This window comes from Streptosporangium sp. NPDC000095, from assembly GCF_042899335.1.
Taxonomy (GTDB): Bacteria; Actinomycetota; Actinomycetes; order Streptosporangiales; family Streptosporangiaceae; genus Streptosporangium.
Map to the genome: position 1 here is coordinate 302,455 of NZ_JBIAZS010000010.1, position 20,147 is coordinate 322,601.

At 64.3% G+C, this 20,147-nt stretch carries 18 protein-coding genes, 1 tRNA gene and 1 pseudogene; 8 read left to right on the plus strand and 12 right to left on the minus strand.

All coding sequences use genetic code 11. The annotated features are described in order from the left end of the window. Window positions 1-22: 22 nt before the first annotated feature. Complete coding sequence (locus ACFY3V_RS23450; RefSeq protein ID WP_389776168.1) at window positions 23-1,579, minus strand: hypothetical protein; 1,557 nt, start codon at window positions 1,577-1,579, stop codon at window positions 23-25. Between the two features lie 96 nt (window positions 1,580-1,675). Between ACFY3V_RS23450 and ACFY3V_RS23455 the strand changes: the two are divergent. Continuing rightward, window positions 1,676-2,308: pseudogene (locus ACFY3V_RS23455) on the plus strand (hypothetical protein); the annotation flags it as partial. On the opposite strand, the gene ACFY3V_RS23460 reads toward ACFY3V_RS23455, so the two are convergent. Then, window positions 2,218-2,421 (minus strand): cold-shock protein, encoded by a 204-nt coding sequence (locus tag ACFY3V_RS23460; protein ID WP_012886943.1) that lies wholly within the window; start codon window positions 2,419-2,421, stop codon window positions 2,218-2,220. The pseudogene ACFY3V_RS23455 and the gene ACFY3V_RS23460 overlap by 91 nt on opposite strands. A 251-nt stretch (window positions 2,422-2,672) precedes the next feature. Here ACFY3V_RS23460 and ACFY3V_RS23465 point away from each other — a divergent pair, with 251 nt between their 5' ends. Further along, window positions 2,673-3,491: an HAD family hydrolase gene (locus ACFY3V_RS23465; RefSeq protein ID WP_389776171.1), complete on the plus strand. Its 819-nt coding sequence runs from the start codon at window positions 2,673-2,675 to the stop codon at window positions 3,489-3,491. 61 nt (window positions 3,492-3,552) lie between these two features. Here ACFY3V_RS23465 and ACFY3V_RS23470 read toward each other — a convergent pair whose 3' ends face one another. Both ACFY3V_RS23470 and ACFY3V_RS23475 read right to left on the minus strand, forming a co-directional pair. Further along, entirely contained in the window at window positions 3,553-4,068 is a 516-nt protein-coding gene (locus tag ACFY3V_RS23470) for a bacterial proteasome activator family protein (RefSeq protein ID WP_350942052.1), read from the minus strand. Between the two features lie 4 nt (window positions 4,069-4,072). After that, a complete protein-coding gene (locus ACFY3V_RS23475; RefSeq protein WP_350942053.1) occupies window positions 4,073-5,029 on the minus strand; it encodes an NAD(P)H-quinone oxidoreductase in 957 nt (318 codons plus the stop codon). Between the two features lie 117 nt (window positions 5,030-5,146). Between ACFY3V_RS23475 and ACFY3V_RS23480 the strand changes: the two genes are divergently transcribed. After that, entirely contained in the window at window positions 5,147-7,636 is a 2,490-nt protein-coding gene (locus ACFY3V_RS23480) for an AAA family ATPase (protein ID WP_389776176.1), read from the plus strand. 143 nt (window positions 7,637-7,779) lie between these two features. After that, window positions 7,780-7,868, plus strand: a tRNA-Ser gene (locus tag ACFY3V_RS23485). 631 nt (window positions 7,869-8,499) lie between these two features. On the opposite strand, the gene ACFY3V_RS23490 is transcribed toward ACFY3V_RS23485, so the two are convergent. The 5 genes from ACFY3V_RS23490 to ACFY3V_RS23510 form a co-directional block, all read right to left on the minus strand. After that, entirely contained in the window at window positions 8,500-9,021 is a 522-nt protein-coding gene (locus tag ACFY3V_RS23490; RefSeq protein WP_389776179.1) for a hypothetical protein, read from the minus strand. A gap of 93 nt (window positions 9,022-9,114) precedes the next feature. After that, window positions 9,115-12,483 carry a NucA/NucB deoxyribonuclease domain-containing protein gene (locus ACFY3V_RS23495; protein ID WP_389776182.1) on the minus strand — a complete coding sequence of 1,123 codons (3,369 nt, stop codon included), beginning with the start codon at window positions 12,481-12,483 and terminating at the stop codon, window positions 9,115-9,117. Between the two features lie 420 nt (window positions 12,484-12,903). Next, the gene (locus tag ACFY3V_RS23500; RefSeq protein WP_389776185.1) at window positions 12,904-13,455 is read right to left on the minus strand and encodes a hypothetical protein; all 552 of its coding nucleotides are present in this window, start codon (window positions 13,453-13,455) and stop codon (window positions 12,904-12,906) included. Window positions 13,456-13,848: 393 nt separating this feature from the next. Beyond that, complete coding sequence (locus tag ACFY3V_RS23505; RefSeq protein WP_362902148.1) at window positions 13,849-14,118, minus strand: hypothetical protein; 270 nt, start codon at window positions 14,116-14,118, stop codon at window positions 13,849-13,851. 134 nt (window positions 14,119-14,252) lie between these two features. Beyond that, window positions 14,253-15,239, minus strand: a complete 987-nt coding sequence (locus ACFY3V_RS23510; protein ID WP_362902150.1) for an NAD(P)-dependent oxidoreductase — start codon at window positions 15,237-15,239, stop codon at window positions 14,253-14,255. A 194-nt stretch (window positions 15,240-15,433) separates the two neighbouring features. On the opposite strand from ACFY3V_RS23510, the gene ACFY3V_RS23515 reads away from it, so the two are divergent. From ACFY3V_RS23515 to ACFY3V_RS23525, 3 genes are all read left to right on the plus strand, one after another. Beyond that, complete coding sequence (locus ACFY3V_RS23515) at window positions 15,434-15,865, plus strand: MarR family transcriptional regulator (RefSeq protein ID WP_350942060.1); 432 nt, start codon at window positions 15,434-15,436, stop codon at window positions 15,863-15,865. 206 nt (window positions 15,866-16,071) lie between these two features. After that, window positions 16,072-16,746: a hypothetical protein gene (locus tag ACFY3V_RS23520; protein ID WP_389776189.1), complete on the plus strand. Its 675-nt coding sequence runs from the start codon at window positions 16,072-16,074 to the stop codon at window positions 16,744-16,746. Between the two features lie 334 nt (window positions 16,747-17,080). After that, window positions 17,081-17,623 carry a hypothetical protein gene (locus ACFY3V_RS23525; RefSeq protein ID WP_389776192.1) on the plus strand — a complete coding sequence of 181 codons (543 nt, stop codon included), beginning with the start codon at window positions 17,081-17,083 and terminating at the stop codon, window positions 17,621-17,623. 43 nt (window positions 17,624-17,666) lie between these two features. Here the strand turns inward: ACFY3V_RS23525 and ACFY3V_RS23530 are convergent, their stop codons facing one another. Then, window positions 17,667-18,440, minus strand: coding sequence for a helix-turn-helix domain-containing protein (locus ACFY3V_RS23530; protein ID WP_389776195.1), 774 nt, complete (start codon window positions 18,438-18,440; stop codon window positions 17,667-17,669). 88 nt (window positions 18,441-18,528) lie between these two features. Here ACFY3V_RS23530 and ACFY3V_RS23535 point away from each other — a divergent pair, with 88 nt between their 5' ends. After that, window positions 18,529-18,927 (plus strand): nuclear transport factor 2 family protein, encoded by a 399-nt coding sequence (locus ACFY3V_RS23535; protein ID WP_362906983.1) that lies wholly within the window; start codon window positions 18,529-18,531, stop codon window positions 18,925-18,927. 236 nt (window positions 18,928-19,163) lie between these two features. Here ACFY3V_RS23535 and ACFY3V_RS23540 read toward each other — a convergent pair whose 3' ends face one another. Together ACFY3V_RS23540 and ACFY3V_RS23545 are read right to left on the minus strand one after the other, a co-directional pair. Then, window positions 19,164-19,709 (minus strand): SMI1/KNR4 family protein, encoded by a 546-nt coding sequence (locus ACFY3V_RS23540; protein WP_389776199.1) that lies wholly within the window; start codon window positions 19,707-19,709, stop codon window positions 19,164-19,166. 110 nt (window positions 19,710-19,819) lie between these two features. Continuing rightward, a complete protein-coding gene (locus ACFY3V_RS23545; protein ID WP_350942069.1) occupies window positions 19,820-20,068 on the minus strand; it encodes a cell division protein SepF in 249 nt (82 codons plus the stop codon). Window positions 20,069-20,147: the final 79 nt, after the last annotated feature.

Below are 20,147 nucleotides of genomic sequence, written 5' to 3' on the forward strand. Positions count from 1 at the left end.
CCGCGGCGGGGCCTTTTCGTGGTCACGCCGGATGTTCCGCCGCTTTTGTCGCTTCCTCGGTCGGCGCGGCGCCCGCCCAGCCGACCAGGACGGACCCGCCGACTCCGATCGCGCCGACGAGCCAGGCGAGGAACCCCGCCGTCGGATAGTCGTCGATGACGCCCGCCTCCCAACCGGTGAAGAGCGTCCATGTCGCGAACGGCGTGCAGCAGGCGATGGTGACGAGCGCCAGCCAGGTCCGGGCCGGTACGCGCGCCCGGATCGCCGCCACCGACACGAGAATCGTCGCGGTGAGGGCGCAGGCGCCGCCGAGCAGGGCCATCAGAGCGCCGATGTCGATGACGTGCGGTTCGCCGGACGGCAGGGCGAGCACGAAACCGACCGCGGCGAGGAAGTACGCGGGCCCGGTCACGCCGGTGATCCGCCGTGTGTGACGGCGTGCCACGGCCATGCCGGACATGAAGCCGAGCAGGCCGACGAAGAGACCGACGCGGTGCTCCGTCCTCAGATCGACTCCCGGCGCGTCGAGCGGGATCGCCGCGTTCGCGGAGAGACCTCCGTCGAACAGGCCCATCCGCCGCCAGTTTCCCCGCGCGTCCCGTACGGCGATGCCATCCTCACCGTTGGCCGCCACCACCACGTGCCCGTCCGGTACGCGCTGGACCGCGATGGCCGAGGAACCGTGCCATGGCCTGTCCTGCGTGCCCGCCGCCCGCCGCCGAAGGGCGTCCTCACGCCCTGGGGAGACCGCCCACACCGTTCTCCAGCTGTTCCCGCCGTCCCGCGACTCGTCCACCGCCAGCCGAGGCGGGACGACGCGGTAGCAGTGCAGGGGGTCATCGGGCAGGCAGCTCCGGGTCGCGGGGGCCTGGACGGGCGAGGAACCGAGGTCTGGGAGGCCCGAGTCCGGTGAGGGCGAAGAGATCCGGGTGCTCCGCTCCTGTGCGGGGTGACCGATCCACGTACGGCCGCCGTCACGGGAGAGGAACTCGGCACCTTGGTCCAGGACCACGGCGATGACCTCGCCACGTATGAGGACCTGCGTCGCCGCGGGCGGCCGCGGTTCACCTGCGGTGGCGGTGACCCCGACAAGGGCGATCGGGACGATGATCAACACGCGGACCCGCGATACCGGGTGACCGGTACCGCACCGGAGCCAGATCAGCCACGCGGCGCCCAGCGCCGGCAGGGCCACCAGGTCGGTCGGGTCGGCCAGGACAAGCGACGGGCCGGCGGCCAGGGTCCACGCTCTGGAGGCGAGTGCCGCGCCCGCCTCCGTGGTCTTGACCAGGGTGAAGCCGACACCGGTGGCGGTGATCGCCACGAGGGCGGCGAGCCGGATGGGGGCGAGCGAGGCGCCGCCTCCGGAGAGGGCGAGGACCGAGGAGAAGAGGAGAGAAAGAACGAGGGCGAGTACGGGCGGGGCGACCAGCAGCCCCGCGACGTCGCTCAGCTTGCCGGTGACGAGCCCCGGCCACAGGGCCTTGAGGAGATGGTCGTTGATCAGCAGCACGAAGGTGGCGACCACGGTCGCCGGATGCCCGATCCAGGCAAGGAGGGGCTCTCGCGGGCTTTCCACGGCCGGGTAGATCCACCGCGACGAGGCTTGGTTCGGGGTCGGTGGCATTCGTGATCGAGGTGTGTCCCGAAACCCGAGCGATCCGCACGTCTCGGTGCCGGGCGAGTTCGGTTCGCCGGTGACGCCGCGCACGTCCACAGTCCCGCGGGAGGGCACGGAGTGATTCCTCCCGCTGTCGCCCTGGCGAAGCCCTTACGGTCGCTCTCAGAGGCGGAGAGAGGGCGCTGGACCGCTAGGTCGCGGCCCGCCGCCCCATCGCACTCCAGGCCGCCACCCTCACCGGGCGGCTTTCAGGCCGGCCGACGTGAACAGGCACCCGCGACCGCTCGGAGACCTCGTTCTGCGGCTCCTGGCGCTCAGCCCGGCCTTTCTTCGGCGTCTCGCCTGGCGGCTCTCGGATCCGGTCTGTCGGTGAGCCCCGCGGGTCTGGCCCGGGGCCGGTGCCCTCAAGGGGGAGAATCGGCCTCCGCGGACGAAAGCGAGGCGAGAACACGCGGGGCGGTACGCCGGGGCGCGCTCCGCAGGGCGGGGGCCGGTGCCCGAAGTGCCGCGGGACGCCCCGAAAGGTCCGGGAACAGAAAGACGGGGTTCGCTAGAAGCGAACCCCGTCTTCCCGGTTCAACCAAGAGGTCTATGCGTCAGACGGCGCGGACCTGCGAGGCCTGCGGGCCCTTCTGGCCCTGGGTGATCTCGAACTCGACCCGCTGGCCGTCTTCGAGGCTACGGTAGCCGTTGCCCTGGATCTCGGAGAAGTGCACGAACACGTCCGGTGCACCGCCGTCCGGTGCGATGAAGCCGAAGCCCTTTTCAGCGTTGAACCACTTGACGGTTCCCTGAGCCATTAAAGCTCTCCCTCAGGATTTGAAACTTTGGGATTCACACCTCATGAACCCCATGTGTCGTACAGCGGGCCCCGGGGTGGCTCAGTCAAACTGGTTTTCACAACGGGATTCAGCTAATACAACGCCATCACATCTAACACTATCCGGCGCGGGCGTGTTCCCGCCATGAGGAAGATTCCTCGGACCGGATCCCGGGGCCGACAGACCGGCTATCACAGTGCAGACTGGGACGTGTTATGCAAAGCCCCAGGTTGATCGCCACAGACCTCGATGGCACCGCTCTGCGCTCGGACGGTACCGTCTCTCCCCGTACGGCCGCCGCTTTTGCGCTTGTGGAGAACGCCGGGGCCACGCTGGTCTTCGTGACCGGCAGGCCACCCCGCTGGATGAGCATGGTCGCGGGTGCCGTACGCCGTCGTGGGCTGGCCATATGCGCCAACGGAGCCCTCGTCTACGACCTGCACAGCGAGCAGATCGTCAAATCCCACCTCATCCACCCGGACGTGCTCGAAGAGGTGGTGAGACGCCTCCGCGAAAAGGTGCCCGACCTCGCCTTCTCCGTGGAATACGAGGGCGGATTCGCCCACGAATCGGACTTCCGTCTCGGAAGATGGGACAGCAAGACGGTCGTCGGACGCCGTGTCGGAACGGACGCACTTACCTCGCGGCCCTGCGCCAAGCTTCTAGCGCTGCATCCCAGAATGGACCCCGACATCCTCCATGAGGCGGTTTACGGGCTGGTCGGTGACCTTGTCACCCCCACCCATTCCAGCGGCCGGGCACTGATAGAGATGAGCGCGCACGGTGTGACGAAGGCATCGGCACTGGCCCATCTCGCTATGACGCTCGGTGTCGTGGCCGAAGAGGTGGTCGCCTTTGGTGACATGCCCAATGATCTGCCGATGCTCAGGTGGGCCGGCACCTCGTACGCCGTCGCCAACGCACACCCGGAGGTGCTGGCCGCGGTCGATCACGTGACCGCGGCCAACAACGACGACGGGGTCGCCGGAGTCCTTGAGGAGCTCTACAAGGGGGACGGGTTTCGCGAACCCCATGAAGGCGTCCCGTGAAGGCTCCGCGGGCGGGGGCGGCCACCGGCTCTCGCCGTACTCTCGCCGGATCGCGGGCCTTCTACAGGTAGGGGCCCGCGTTACCCGCGGGTCCTCCCTCCTGCTGCTGTAGGGACATGCCACCGGGCAGAGCCCTGCGCATGTTCTCCAGCTGGGCGCGAGCCGCCATCTGCTGGGCGAACAAGGTGGTCTGTATGCCGTGGAAAAGCCCCTCGAGCCAGCCGACCAGTTGCGCGTGGGCGACCCGGAGCTCGGCCTCGCTGGGCGGGGTGCCGTTGACGTCCTCGGTGAACGGCAACGAGAGCCGTTCCAGCTCCTCGACCAACTCGGGCGCCAGACCGTCTTCGAGCTCCTTGATGGAACTCTCGTGGATCTCCTTGAGCCGCTTGCGGCTGGCCTCGTCCAGAGGAGCCGCCCGGACCTCCTCAAGGAGCTGACGGATCATGCTGCCGATGCGCATCACCTTGGCGGGCTGCTCGACGAGGTCGGCGATGGACCTGCTCTCGCCCTCCTCCTCGCCCTTGGAGCCCTGGGGACCCACGACCACGATGTGCGGAGTGCTCTCCTCAGCGTTCATAGCCTCAACTTACTAGCAGGATTTTCCCGACGTGTTCTCCAGACTCCAGGATGCGGTGAGCCTCGGCCGCCTCCCTCATCGGCACCCGGGCATGCACCACCGGCCGGATCGCCCCGGCGTCGAGCAGGGGCCAGACGTTGTCGACGACCCCGCGCACGATGACCCCCTTCTCGTCGACGGGCCGGGAGCGCAGCGTGGTGCCGTACACCGAGGCCCGCTTCGCGAGCAGGGCTCCCAGGTTCAGCTCGCCCTTCGCGCCGCCCTGCAGGCCGATCACGACCAGCCGCCCCCCTGTCTTGAGAACCTTGATGTTTCCCGGAAGATACCTGCCGCCCATGATGTCGAGGACCACGTCGGCCTTGACCTTCTCCGAGAAGTCCTCCCGCCGGTAGTCGATCCCCTCGTCGGCTCCCAGCTCCAGGCAGCGCTCGATCTTCTCGGGGGACCCGGCGGTCACGACCACGCGCGAGCCGAACGCCTTCGCCAGCTGTATGGCCATCGTGCCGATCCCGCTGGCACCGCCGTGCACGAGGAGGGTCTCGCCCTTCCGCAGGCGTCCGGTCATGAAGACGTTGGACCAGACCGTGCAGGCCACCTCGGGCAGCCCGGCGGCCTCGACCAGGTCGACGCCCTCCGGCACCCGCATGACCTGCTGCCAGGGTACGGCGACCTTCTCCGCGTACCCACCTCCGCTGAGCAGCGCGCACACCCGGTCACCCGGCGCGAACCCCTCCACGTCCTGGCCCACCGCCCCGACCACGCCGGAGCACTCCATGCCCGGGTACGGTGAGGCGCCGGGGGGCGGATCGTAGAAGCCCTGACGCTGGAGCGCGTCGGCCCTGTTGACCGCGGAGGCGGTCACGTCGATGATGACTTCGCCACGTTCGGGTAGCGGGTCGGGAACCTCCCGCCACGTCAGAACTTCCGGTCCGCCTGGTTTATCGATCACGATGGCGCGCATGTGAGAAAAGGTATCCGCTGAGCCCCAACTTGGTGGTTGCACGCGTTGACATGAACACAGGGCGTTAACCTGCTATGTGTTTGCTGCCCTTTTATGCCCATCCCGAGGGGGAACACGGTGGCAAGACACGATCGTGAGGAATCTCTCGAGGAACAGCTCGCGTGGCTGGATGCCATCAAGGAGCAGGAGGAGGAGGCGCCCGCCCTGGCGGTGAAGGCCACCGCGGTGGACGACGCCGTCGTCTCGCCGTACCCGAAGGATCCCTGGAGTCTGGTCCCGACCGAGCCCGACACGACGTCCTCGCCGCTGTTCCGTGCGGCTGTCGACTCGGCCCACCCGGACACCGATCCGCCGGTGGAGGACGCCGACGCGGCCGAGTGGATGGAGGCCTCCGACACGGTGACGTCGTTCACCGTGCCCGCCCCGGCGTCCGGCAAGCAGGACAACGACGGTTTTCTCGAGCCGCTCAAGCCCCTGCCGCGCCAGGAGTCGGCCGACACCGGCGAGTACGGCGCCGGCGACTTCACCGAGCCGCACATCCGCACCCCGTTCGCGGCGCCCGCCCAGGAGCCGTCCCGAGGGCTGTTCGAGCAACCCCAGCGTCCGGCGGAGCCGGCCGCTCCCGCCTCGGCGGAGCCCTCCGAGTTGGAGCCGCTCAGGCCGTCCTCCTCGGACACCGAGCGGTTCACCTTCGGCAGTAAGGAGTTCGGCGGCACCGACTCCGACCGCTTCTCCTTCGGAAGCGGCGACACGCGCCCCGCCTCGGGGGACAAGGACTTCTCCTCGACCAGCGGAGATCTCTCCACCGGAAGCACCGACTCCGACCGGTCCCCGTCCGGCGCCTCCGGCACCACGGGATCCGGCACGTCCGGTGCATCCGACACATCTGGTTCGTCCGGCGCGTCAGGCCCTTCCGGTACGTCTGGTTCGTCCGACGACGGCGACCGATTCTCGTCAGGGGCCGCAGAGGCCGACCGCTTCCCCTCCACCGGCGCCGAGCACGACCGCGACCGTACGAGCTTCGAGCCCTTCGGATCCTTCGACTCCACGGTGACGTCGGCGGCGAAGGAGTCGCCGTCGCCCAGGCAGGCGTCCGAGCGTTTCGAACCCGCTCCGGATCGCTTCGCCCCTGTTCCCGCGCCCGTTTCTCCGCCCGGTTCCGAGCCCGAATCGGAGTCGGAGTCGGAGTCGTTCCAGGCATCCGAATCCTTCGGCACCGACAGGCCGGAAGCGGCCGCGTCGCCGGAGCGCCCCTCCACGGCGGGTGCCTTCGGCTCGAAGCCCACCTCGGGCGCCTTCGGTGACGCTCCCGGTTCCTCCGGAGCCTTCAGCTCGTTCGGCTCCTTCGACACGGAGCGTTCCAGCTCACCGTCGTCTTCTTCCTCCGGGTTCGCCGCCTTCTCCGGCCCCACGGCCTTCTCGCCGGGCCGGGACGCGCCCCCCGCCCCCGAACGGGAGACCCCTTCACCCCAGAAGCGCGGTCGGGACACGGCGGAACGGGAGAATCCTTTCGCATCCAACCGGGACACGGCGGAACGGGAGAGCCCTTTCGCACCCGGTCGGGACGCGGCGGAACCGGTTCGGGAGCCGTACCAGGCACGCCGCCGCCAGACGGCCCCGGCACCCGCCTTCGGCGCACCGGCCAGGCAGCAGCCTCCGGGCACGGCTCCCCGGCCGTCCGCCGACAGCCTGGATCCGGAGTCGCTGCTGAGGGGCCGCCGCAACGCGCCCGCCGGCGGCTGGCGGAAGCTCGTCTACAAGGCGTCGGCAGGGTTGATCAAGCCGGGCGAGTCCCCGGAGGTCCGCCGCCGCAGAGAGCTGGTCGGCCGCGCACGCACCCCGGTGGCCACCGGCCACCACCGTGTCGCCGTACTCAGCCTCAAGGGCGGTGTCGGCAAAACCACCACCACGGTCGGCCTCGGCGCCACCCTGGCCCAGGTACGCGGCGACCGGGTCATCGCGGTCGACGCCAACCCCGACCGCGGCACCCTGTCGGACAAGGTCGAACTCGAAACCTCCGCGACCGTCCGCGACCTGCTGAACGAGCGTCAGCAGATCAAGAGGTACGTCGACATACGGGCCTTCACCTCCCAGGCCCCGTCGCGCCTGGAGATCCTCGCCTCAGACCGGGACCCGTCGGTCTCCGAGGCCTTCAGCGCGGCCGACTACCAGTCGGTCTCCCAGGTCCTGGAGAACTTCTACTCGATCTGCATCACCGACTGCGGCACCGGCCTGCTCCACTCGGCCATGTCCGGCGTGCTCGGACTGGCCGATCAGCTCGTCCTGGTCAGCTCCCCCTCCGTGGACGGCGCCCGCGCCGCCTCGGCGACCCTCGACTGGCTGGAGGCCCACCACTACGAGGAGCTCGTACGCTCCGCGACCGTGGTGCTGTGCAGCGTCCGCCCGCGCTCGAAGTCGACCGTCGACCTCGACCGCCTGGAAGCCCACTTTGCGGCCCGCTGCCGCGCCGTCGTCCGCGTCCCCTACGACCCGCACCTCGAGGAGGGCGCGGAGATCGACCTGGAAAGACTCCAGGCCGGCACCCGCGAGTCCTACCTCCGCCTGGCCGCCTCGGTCGGCGACGGTTTCGCCGGCCCTCAGCCCTGATCCACACACGATCCTCAGCTTGACCCACACACCGGCGGGCGCCGCGACTCCAGATCGGAGCCACGGCGCCTGCCGGGTCCGGGCACGCTCGGGCCAATGAGAGACTAGGGTGCAATCTGACACGTTCTTTGGACGTGTCACCAGGAGAGCTCGCCTAGTGGACGATGGCGGCGGTCTTGAAAACCGCTAGGCCGGGTGACCGGTCTCGTGGGTTCGAATCCCACGCTCTCCGCTCAGCTCGGAAAACGGCGTCTGACCAGGGACTTCCCTCGGATCGGGCGCCGTTGATCGTTTCCAGGATGCGTAACCGTAGGCCACCGTGAGCGGCTCTCGGCCGGTGTTCGCGGGATATGTGCGGGATGAATCTTGAGGTGTTCTCCCATGTCGCGCGCGAGAATCTTGCCTCGAGAACCGTGAGGGGACATCGACATTCTGTGCGTTGGTGAGCGGTGAGCTCTGAAGCAAGACCGGGGCCTGTGCGGGTTGCTGGGGTCACGAACTGCTGATCGCGTCGGCGGTCACTCCGGACCGACTTGACGCACCCCGCCCATCGGATGTCTCAGCTCCGGCTCAACGGAACGCGTGACTGGGCCGTCATACTGACGTTGCGACCCCTCGCAGGGGCGATTAACCACCGGATTTCCCGTCAGAACGGTTCCGGACTCGACACGCTCAGGACGGTCGCTATCAGCACTGAGTCAGGTCGAGCTGCACACCTCGCTCACGGCAACACTTACCGATCGTGCCAGACAGCACCTCGCTCCTGCCATAGCCGAGGAAGGCATTAGTGCATCAGCCGAAGCCGCCGCTCCCATCTACCCAAGCTTTCATGCTTCAGCCGTTAGCTATGGATACCAGAATCTCTATCGCCCCCGTCTGCGCACCGCATCTCGCCAATACTCCCCCTTAGCATCGCGATGCTGGTGACTTAAGATCGGCTTTGGAGCCCCCAGCCATACATGGAGCGAATGGAACTCGACAGGCTCCAGCGTGGCGCTGGCCTCGTCGCGCCCCCGAGCATATGCCCTGATTCGATAGTCACCAGCACCTCGAAAATTTATCAATGGAAAGTGGTCGGCGCCACCACCATATAACGTCTCAAGGAAAAAATTTTCATCGGCATGAAAACTAAAGTCAACAATTTCATCCCACAGGCCAACCTGGATAGGCGGCTCGGAAGAATGAAATTCTAGACGTAGATTAATTTCCCCATCATCCAATCCTGTGATAATTCTCACCGAACCTGTATAGATATCTACCAAACCATTCCCGCCTGCGGTATGTATGCTTTCGATGTTGATAGAGTGAGTAATCAGATACTGGTTCTTGTAAGCCAGGATTTCGCCTTCGAATATCTGCGGTTCGGCCTCGCGGTTAAGTGACATCATTGCTCCTTGTCTGATTCAAATGACTCTACGTGGTACACCACTGTGACCGCCCGTCCTCCTTCAGTCGGTCACAGTGGTGTCGGGTGGTCGCTAAGAAACGTTACTGAGGAAGAGCGAATCCGAGTTATCAGTTAAGCTGCTGTCCACACCTGCATTCCCGGTGTAGTTGCGCTGCTCGTTGAATGCCCAGTCAGCGATTGGGGCGCCATTATACTCCATGTGCTTGAACGAGTTCCCCGAACTTCCGAAGCGGAACACCCTGCCGGGGTCATCATAGTAGTCGACGTATGCACCTTCGATGCTGCCCAATTGCTTCTTGAGGGTGTTATTGTAGAAGACATTGTTTGGCCCAGAAGATCCTGACCATTTAACGGCCTTCAGTCCCGTTGCCCACCAGATCGGGAACCAGTCGGAACTATCTGGTGCGCTATTACCCTCGTCCCCGCAGTTGCTCTTGCAACTTCCAGGGCGGTGAGAATATGACGTGGAGACCTGATTCAACTCGAAGAGATTGTTACGCTCCCAGCCTCCATGAAGATTGAGATCGGAGTCGAAACTGTTTCCGATCGCGACATTTCCAGACGCCGACCATTGGAATGTGAAATGGCGCAGGTATCGTGTTGTGTTGCCCGCATACAGGGAATCCCAGACCCGGGATCCCCGGAAGTATCCGTTCCCGCCTTTACCTTTGTTCCAGGACCCTTCCAGGTAGTTATTGACGACCGTGAGATTCTTGGCCTCTTCGGTCACGATCGGATGAGAGCCGACCATTTCGGCGTGCACGTTGCGCACAAAGCTATTCACGGCCCACTTGAAAACGATGCCATGCATCGCCGCCTCTGGGGCCATATTTCCGTAGTTACTGATGGCGTCGTCTGAGTCCATATTCGCATCTTGTGCGAAATATAGATTCTCGAATCCAACGCCTAAGACGGGGTCAACCAGAGGTGATGCCTTGGAATCGTATGCCGCATCGTAGCCGGTAATCATCTCGGAGCCGTCTGATATTGACGTGACCGGAACGTCGTACTCCAGAGGTTTATCTATCGTGACCCACTTGTCACTGCTGGACCTGCCGACACCAGTAATCTCGAAAATCTGCTGCCGCATATGCAGATTTTGCAATTCCCACTCGGTGGGAACAGCCTTCATGGTCCGATAGAAGTTCATGGTGTTTGCAGCACGAATGTTGATATAGCCGCCGACTTGAATTGTGTTCATGATGGCGCTACTGGTGTTATTGGCGATGAAGACTTTTGTTTCGCCCTCACGCGCAGCGAAACCAGCGTCCCCTGGCTTGTCACGAAGCTTTGCGCCAGCCTTCCAGTGGACGTTTACAGTCCCCTCGAACAAGTCTTTTCTATTACTGGGCGCAGCCAGATGCTGGACGAGGTAAGAGGAGTGGACTCCTCGCGACTGAACGCGGAACAGCCCTCGTCCGGGCCAAATCCAGCCTCCCTTAGCATCAGCGAAAATCATTGCGTCTTGGTCCCAGCGCGAACCGTCATCCGCAACCGCGTCATACAACGTGTTCTCATCCGGCGAATAGATGAGCCGAGTGCCGTTTTCCGGATCATTGCCGGCACCAGTAATCACCAGGTAGTCGGCGTCAGCGTATATCTGATGTGTTATTGCTAGCTCGCCCGCCGGCAGCCGGATTCGACTAAGGCTTGTATAATTTGCTGTTGGTGAGCAATCGCTCTTGATTGCGTCAATGGCGGCCTGAAGACCGTTTGTGTCGTCGTTGTCGTCGTCAGGAACCACGCCGTAGTTGCTGGCTAGCTCTGCTTCGGTTATTTCGCAAGAAGGTGATGTATTGAAGTCACTTACGGAAGGCAAACTCGCAGCACCTTCGCGATATCCAGCTCTTGACCAGTCATAAAGACCTGACACGGGGGTGCGGCGGTTCCCTGCTGACAGATCCAAACTCAATAACGCTGGTCCCGGAGGGATGGTGCTCGATGGCTCGTTCGGATCCGGAGTCACACACCAGGCTTCAGTCGTACACGGGATGACGTGTACATAGAATTTGTCGCCGTCAATTACCCGTTGTGGCGTGTAGAAAGCTGTAAATAGATAGGTTCCCCCGTTTGAGTTATGCTGCTCGTCGATCATTCGGCGGCTGAATCCAATCCCAGAGGTTCCGCCCTCCCGAGTCGACGCCATAGGATATTCATCACAGGTTTTTCCTGCGGTAGCGTTATTTCTCTTCCACGTCCTTGTACAGGCTGCCGCACGGTTCTTCTCGCCGAGACCGGTATTGCCGCGGGTGAGCGGCACCCCATCATCCTTATTCGGAAACCCCGGCGCACCCGGGAGGGGGCCACCGCCTGTTCGACCTGGAGTCCCTTGGCCGTTCTGCGCGTCCTGAATGTGTTGAGCTAGTTCGGGGAATCCATTTGGCGCATTGGGGTTGAAGCTGTATTCCATAACTGGGCGGAATGAGTCAAAGACACAGCCCTTGGTGTTGTTATTGCCTGGTAGCGCGTTGTCGCAACGGATTACCCGGGTCGCGAGAGCCTTAGGTTCACCCTTCCAGTCTAGTGGACTGGCGCTATGGAGTTCGAAAGTGCCATACGGGTACTCGTACAAGATCATGTTCGGTTCGGCGGGCGTAAACTCGAATGTCCACGCGCCAACTGCTGGTGGCCCTCCGGGAAGTAGCTCTTGCTGATCGAATCCCCCGCTGACGACTGCACAGCCGTCGCTGCTCGCGCAGTCTGCCTCGCTGGTAATGGTGAGTCCCGGCCAAACGGCCACCGGCCCGTGAATTACGGTTATAACCGTCTGAGTCCCCGGATCTTCTGGGTTCAGCCACGCTCTGTGCGAGTAGACATATTGCCCTGGAGCCGCGATATTATCCACGGTGATCTCAAGTTCGTGGAAAGTGTTTACTTGGCCGATTTTCCGCGGAACAGGTAGCGGCCCTTGCGGATAGATGATCTCTACGACATCCGTCGTTTCTTCTACTTGCCTACACGAGTAGGTGCGCGTCTCGTACCAACCTACGGTTCCGCACTCCGTTGCATTGTTCAGCGTCGAGTGCCCTTCCGCATCCCGGTAAGCGGAGCGCGCAGGGACCTTAACCGAAGAATCCCAGCCAGGGCGGGAACAGGTGAGAATGGTTCCTGCCGGCGGCTTCTCTTTAGCGATCTTCTTTTCGAGACCCTTGCAGGTATCCTGGCTGGGCTTGATTCGAGCGTCTCGGCTGAGTAGCGGTTTGTTTGCGAGACTCAGTTCTTTGGTGTCGACGACCGGCGTAGGCGTAGGCGCGGGACTTGCAGTGGCAAAGGCCTGTGGTATGGCATTGACGAATGTGAGTGCCATGATTAAGGCACTGAGGACGGCCAGGCTTCTCTTTCTCATTGCACCTTCCTTGATACGGCCCGGGAATGGGTCAGCAAGAAACATGTGCGCTTCGAAGTCCGAGAAGGCATGGTTGTCTTGTCTGCGGTACACGATTCACAGACGGTAGTCGGGAGGAGTATCAACGGATGATGTAGCGACAGACGTCATACATGGCGGTTAGAACGCAGGCCAAAGAGAGGTCTTCGCGTCAGGTAGGGGACGGGGACCTTGCAATGTCGAGGATTCGAGTTTCTCGAAAATTTGTGCGTGCCCGTCTCGGATGAGAGAACGATATGCCTGAAGATTATTTCCGACAATATGACCTTAATCACATTACTGAGCGATCAGGATGGTTTACTGTCTACGCAACTCGGGCCGCAGGATATCTCCATTACGGAAGACCGGATCTCCGTGACTTGAAATCTTGTGGATAACGCCACGGCTGCACAGCCGGAGGTCATGAAGGTTCACGGCGCTCGCCTTTCCTCAACCGATCGAATACGCTGAGACGACACCAGCGTTCTACGTTGATCAGCGGCTCATGGATGCAGGGGCGGTCATCTTCCGTGAATGCCGGACGGCGACGCCTCGACTGATCAAGATCACCGCGCCGACGAGCAGGGTCACCACTCCTGACAGCTCGGCGAACGCCGCCATGACGTATTCGCCGTCCGGATCGCCGACTCCGGAAGGCCAGCTGTTGAGCCATCGTGACGTGGCCATTGCCTGTGACAAGACCAGAGCTCCGAACGCGATGGTGATCCCTCCCAGGACGAAGCCCGGGGGCACCGGCCGGGTCCGCTTGCTGAAGAAGCCGACCCAAAAGACTCCGACCACCAGTGAGGTCGGGACCATGAGAAACCAGCCGATCTCCAGGTTCATGATCGCGTCCAAGCGCAGATGCTCGAATCCCTCGCCCCGTGGGGAGTGCAGGAGCGGGACCATCACGGTCCCGCTGAGGAGCCCGATGGCGAAGAAGCGGAAGAACCACATGATCGACATGGTCTCGGACGGCCTGGGGAGCAGGTCAAGAGTTGGGGAGGAAAAAGCTTCCGTTGGTGGGGAAGGAATGATCCGCGGCACCAGCCATGGTGATCGGAGACCAGGAGCCCGTGGGATATGCGCGGGATGATCTTCCGTGGCCGAGATCCGAGAAGAGCCTCATGGCCTGGTCAGGGGCCCTGTCATTGCTCGGAAGGCAGCCCTCTTGAAAACCGCTAGGCCGGGTGACCGGTCTCGTGGGTTCGAATCCCACGCTCTTCGCCCAGCTCGGAAAACGGCGTCTGACCAGGGACTTCCCCCGGACCAGGCGCCGTTGATCGTTTCCAGGGTGTGCAGCCGTAGGCCACCGTGAGCGGCCCTGAGTCGGTGTTCGCGGAATATACGCGGAGTGATGTTGGTCGCGTCCGCGCAGGTAGCGCCAGGAAAACAGAAGAGGCCTCGGGGGGTTCCGGAGCCTCTTCGAGGGGTGATCGATCATGCGGCCAATGCGTCGTCGATCCTGCGATTGGCGATCTCCGTGCCGCCGTCGATGCACTTGGCGTAGACCTTGAGAAGTACGTCCACCCCGTGCCCTGCCCGCTCTGCCACGTCGGGGGCCGCCACCCCGGCATTGAGCCAGAGGGACATCGCCGCGTGGCGCAGGTCGTACGGCCGGGCCGCCAGGGGGGAGACCTGCTGTTCGGGAGTCAGGGCGAAGGCCCGCGCAGCCTTCCACACCTCGCAGTAGGTCCCGATGGAGATCACGCCCCCGCGCGAGGTACGGAACAGCCGCCCGTCCTCGTGGACGCCGAACTCTTCGATAAGGGACGCCTACGGGAAACGTGAGGCACCGTATCCATGGCGAGGGCGGTGAGGCTGCGGCGCGCGAGGTCGTCACTTCACGAGAAGCTCATCTCCGCCAGACCTTTCTCCACTGTCACGTCAGGCGAGTAGCCCAGTTCCCTCCGCGCGGCGGTGATGTCGTAGGAACGGTCACGGCCGGTGAAGCTCACCAGCCAGTTCGTCAGCGGGGGCGCCGTCTTGCGGCGAAGCAGGCGCGCTGTGCGGTCCATCATCGCGGCCATGGGCGCTGCCATCGCCAGAGGGACGCTGCGGCTCTTGGACAGATCCACGCCGCGGGTCGCCAGCAAAGGGGTGAGGAAGTCTCGAATGGGCATCGGCGTGCCGTCCGTCGCGTAGTACACCCCACGGTGGCGGCCCCGTGTGAGCGCGAGGATCGCGGCAGCGGCCAGGTTTTCGACGTGCACGAAGTCGACGATGTGCTTACCGTGATCGATCCAGGCGAACCGCCCCGCCTCGGCGACCTTGACCATTTCGTTGATCGTCGTCATTCCGCGCCCCCAGATGAACGGCGGGCGGAGCACGACCAGTTCGGTGTTCTCGCTGTTGGCTTTCAACAGTGCGCGCTCGGTGGCCAGCTTGACCCGGCTGTAGGCGATGTTCGGCCGGCCTTCCGGCGTCGACTCGTCGACGACGGGACGACGTTGACTGCCCGTGGAGACGGACGCGGCGCTGATGAGCACGAAGCGTCGCACCTCGGCCGCGACGCTCGCGGCGTGCAGGGCGACGGTCGGCACGTGATTGGCCTGCTCGAAGAGCGAGTCGGGCCCCCAGAACTCCATGTGAGCCGCGACGTGCACGACCGCGTCGGCCTCGCGCAGCTTGGTGAGCCAGATCGGCGCCGGGGAACCGGCAGGGCCGAGCTTGGCGAGATCGCCGGGAACGGCATCGGCTCCGGCCGCACGTACCCGCTGAATGCTCGAGCCCGATCTGGCAAGCGCCATGACCTCATGTCCTTCGGCGACGAGGCGACGGACGAGAGCGCCGCCGACGAAACCGCTGCCACCAGTGACAAAGACCTTCATGATTGCACTCCCTGTGATTGAGTACGCACTTCTCGTGCACGCCCGGTTGTCGGTGCTGCTCGGCGCGCGATCCCGACCGCCTTCCGGATTCATAGCCATCAAATAGTTTGATGTCAATGCATCGATGTCTATGTAACCTCCCGTACGATGGGGGCGTCAAGTGGAGGTGGGCGATGCCGCACGCGAGGAAGAGCGTGACCGCAGCACAGGTCGCTGACGAGTTCAGTCGTACGGCGAAGGTGCTCGTACGTCACTTCAACGAGCGTCTGGGCGAGCATGGGGTGTCGACACCGAGGTCGCGCCTGGTGGTGGAGGTGGCACGTTCGCAGCCGGTTCGGCTCACCGAGCTCGCTCTCGCGGTCGGTATCGCCCAGGGGACCGCCTCCACCCTGGTCGACGCGCTCGTCCGTGACGGACTGCTCGAACGCCAGGCCAGCGCGGACGACCGCCGGTCCGTACTCCTTCGAGTGACGGCGCAAGGGGCCGCACTGGCCCAGGACTGGACGGCCGGCTATGAACTGGCGGCGGAAGAGCTGTTCAGGCCACTCACCCCCGAGCAGCTGTCGACGCTGGTCGACATATTGCGGACCCTCAGCGCCGACGAGGCGTCGCCCGCCGACGGCTGAAGAAGACATCGCCGGCGCGCGGATAACGGAACGCCCAGTGGCGATAGCGATCCGACGCGGGCAGGGTTCCCCCATTCACCGTTTTGATGTTGATGGGCGGTGGACCGATACACGAGGGTGCTGACGCCGCACCCCGCATACTTTTCCTTTCATCCGTCCCATTCGGTTGCAACCTGTCCTTAAGTGCCGCCGTCCATGATCCGATCATGGGGAAGACGACGCGGGAGCGCCGTAACAGACGGCAGCGATGGGAAGCGGCCCGAGCGCGCGAGGGGGCGCGGGCTCAGCGGCGACGGGAGGTTGCCCGAGCACACGCGAAGGCGCAGGAGCAGCACCTCAACACGAACGGCTCTTCCTCGACGGCTCGGAGGACCGGCGAGATCGGCGCGAACCTGTTCGTTGGGCTGGGGATGCTTATGCTGCTCTTCGCGCTGGTGGGATTTCCGGTCCTCATCATCGACTCCACCGTGCCCGACGTGCGGACGGCGCTCGGCATGGAAGGCGAACCCGGGACCGCGACCGTCCTATCCTGCCGTGAGTATCGGAGGGCGCGCCGCGCCGCCACCCAATACGACTGCAAGGTCCGGTTCGTGTTCGAGGACCCGGCCAGAGCACCGATTGTCATCCAGACCGTGGCGGAGACAAAGGCAGGCGAGATATTTCCGGCCGCGATCAGCACGGAGGGAGACCTTGCCATCCCTACCGGCACCCGAGGCGTATGGAGAGTCATGCCGGTGATGAGTGTCGTCCTGGTCATCCCGGCCATACTGCTGTTCTCCATCGGCATCCTGGTGGAATCCAGGGCGATGAAGATCGGCACGGGCGTATTGGTAGCTGTCATGGCCGTGGCCATGACCGGAGGATTCGCACTCGGCCGGTAAAACGCCGGTCAGGCCGGCGCGGTCCGACCCAAGGTCGGTGCGTCATGTGTAGGTCGCCGTCGGATTCGTAAGCACCGGCGGCCATCGACGCAGCCGTTGAGTGAGGGGTACGGGAATGGAGGACGGTTGACTTGGGTGGATCTGAACAGCCGGGCTTTTGGATTGGCAAGGAAGTCGGCTCTGAATTAGCCTGAATATTCCCTGGATTATTCGGACATATGCATCCGATAACACCTCATTCCCCCATTTCTCCGCCGTCCCCTTGCTGCTCCGTCCTCGAGTGCATCGAAGCGAGGCACTGGCCAGGAGGTAAGGCAGGTCATACGCTCCGATCGTGGCGGACATCGGCTATTTCGAGGCGTGGCAGATGTGGCTGGACGGCAGGTCCACCTTGGGAAACGACATGTTCGGCCTGCCGATGATCTGGTGGGGCAGGGCCGGGAAAATCGCGGCCTTCGTCAGCGGTATGACGATCCTGCTCGACATCGCGGGTCCCGAGCGTCTCACGTCGTTCGCAGGTCGGCTACACGCCCTCGTTCAGGCTCTCTGGAGCCACGCGTTGATATATTCGTTTTCGGTTGCCTCGTTTGTCATGGCGTTCAGCTGGGTCGCCATATGGGACCTCGTATGGAGCATCGACATTCCCGTACCGGTTGCTGTCTCCGGCTTGGATGTGTTCGTCGGCCTCCTCAGGATTGTCGCCATCGTCGCGCTGTGCTTTCTGCTCCCCCTGGCCATAGCAGGAACCGTACTTGTCATCGACAAGGTGTGCGCGAAGCTGCCTACGATTTTCACGCATCCCCGCGCGGTTCACATCCGTATTGTGGCGGCCGCACTGCTGATCGTCGGTTTCCATTTCGATCTGCTCGCCTCATAACTCGTTCCCAATAGCTTCCCCTGCGACCGGGTTGCCAGGGGTGCTATACGCCGATGTCGGGTGAGGTGAAGTAGGCGGCGCTCTCGGCGTCCGTCGGGTAGTACGACTCGATCGCGACCTCGTCCAGGGTGATGTCCATCGGAGTGCCGAAGGTGGTGGTCGTCGAGAACAGTCGCAGTTCCCGCCCGCCGAAGTTGAAGATCATTGGGATGGCGATCTCGGACTCGACCGGCTGACTCGCGTCCTCCGGGTGGGGGGCGAGGAAGTCCTCGTAGAGTGCGGTGAGCTCGGGGTCGGGAGCCGTGGCGAGCTGCCGTGTGATCCGGATGCGCAGTAGTGCACGCACCTGCGCCAGGTTGACGATGTGCGAAGCGAGGCCGCGCGGATCCAATCCCAGCCGCACCATGTTGATCGGCGGGGTCAGCAGGTCGGGGGCGACGTCGGTGAGGAACGGGGCGATGGCGCGATTGCGCATCACGATGTTCCATCGGCGGTCGACGGCCAGTGCCGGATACGGCTCATGCGCGCGCAGCACCCGTTCGATCGCGCTCCAGGCCGCCGCCAGCGCTTGCTGATCGAGCGGTCGCTCGGCATAGCGGGGCGCGAAGCCGGCGGCCAGCAGCAGCCGGTTGCGCTCACGTAATGGCACGTCGAGCTGCTCGGCCAGCCGCAGGATCATCTCGGTGCTCGGGTGGGACTTGCCGGTCTCCACCAGGCTGACGTGACGAGCCGACACGTCGGCGGCGATCGCGAGGTCCAGCTGGCTGAGTCGCCGGCGATGCCGCCACTGCCGCAGCAGTTCACCCACCGTGTACATGGACGTCGATGCTACTCATCGAACAGCCGGACGCCATGAAATGGGATTTCATCGACAATCTTCCCGGAAGGTGGAAACACTGCTGCCCATGACCACGCAGAACATGGCTTACGACAACAAGAGCATCGTCCAGCAGGCGCTGACGGCGCTGGTCGCGACCGGTGACGTCGACGCGCTCGCGCCGTTGCTGAGTGACGACTTCCTGCACCACCGGCCGGACGCGACCTCCCGGACGAAGCCGGAATGGCTGGCCGCCGTGGGCGCCGCGCTCGTCCCGCTCGCCGGCATGCAGGTCGAGATCCAGCACGTGCTGGCCGACGGCGAACACGTCGTGATGCATTCGCGGCGCCGGCTGCCCGGTGCCGGGCCGGAGATCACGGTCGTCGACATCTGGCGGCTCGACGACGGTCTGATCGCCGAGGCGTGGGAGATCATCGAGCCGACCTCCCACGCGGCCGCCAACCTGAAGTGGTGGGAGATTCGCTGATCGCCGACCGTACGGCATGCCGGTCGATGGCCCGCGCCGCGACGATGTCGCGTTCGGGCTGAGCGGGGTGGGTCGCACATCTCCGCGTCACGCCAGGATCGAGGGAGAGGCGCACAGTACGCGGCCCGGGCCTCGAAAAGGCGCGCCGTGCGCGGCCCGGGCCTCGAAGGGGCGTGCCGTACGCGGCCGAGGGCTCCGGGAGCGTCGGAAGACGAGCTTGCGGGATGAACGGCAGGTCAGCTCTTCTCCGCCAGGCGCCGCCGAGCGGCCTCCCATCGCCGCATCCCACCCTCTTCTTCGGAGTCCTCCTCGTACCAGCCGGTTCCCGAGACCCAGGTCTCAAGCCAGTCGGGCAGGCTCTCGGAGTCGACGTACCATGCGTCGTGCCAGTCGTCTTCGATTCCGTTCGGCTCGAAGAGCAGTATCGTGCCTGCAGGGGTCCGGCAGTCCATCGCGGCGTACATGCCGCAGCCCCAGTCCAGGATCGGCAGGACCTCCGCCGGCCAGTACGCCTTCTCGCCAAGCCCTGAGGCCGCGCGTTCCTCGTGGTAGACGCTCACGGCGGTGCGGCCCTCTCCCAGGAGCGGGAAGAGCTGGTATTCGGGGCCGAAGCCGCCGTCGGCCACCTCCCGATAGAGCCGTGCGAACAGCGGAGGAAGCCCGAAACCCAGGATGTTCTCCGCCCGCGCGACCTCTTCCTCCGTCGCGGTGGGAGGCAGTCGTTCTTCGCTCGCGCTCGCCTTCGTGAACACGCGCCGGAGGAGGTCGTCGATGTCTGTCACGGCGACGATCCTGCCATCCGCCCACGACAGATTCCCCTGATCGAGAGCCGTCCCGAGTCGCCTCTCCGGCGCGTGAGACGAAGTATGGGAGAAGGTTGAAGCCGGCCTGCCTACGGTGCCTCTTCGACGGTGGGCACCCGATTGCCCAGTCCGTGAGGCATCAGCAGGAAGACCTTGGGGGACAGCCGGTCCATGTCCCCGCCTCTGCCGAACACCAGGCCGGCGGCGAAGTCGACGAACTGTTTCGCCTCGTCGTCCGTGAGCCCGTTGAGGTCCATCACCACGGGCATGCCCGTACGGAAGAAGTGTCCGACGTAGATCGCCTCGTTGTAGTTCTGGGGACGTAGTGTTTTGACCACCGGACAAGTCTCCACCGTCCGTCACAGCCGTCAAGGTGTCTTCTGCTTGGAACCCGCGAATATGTCGCGTACCCGGGAG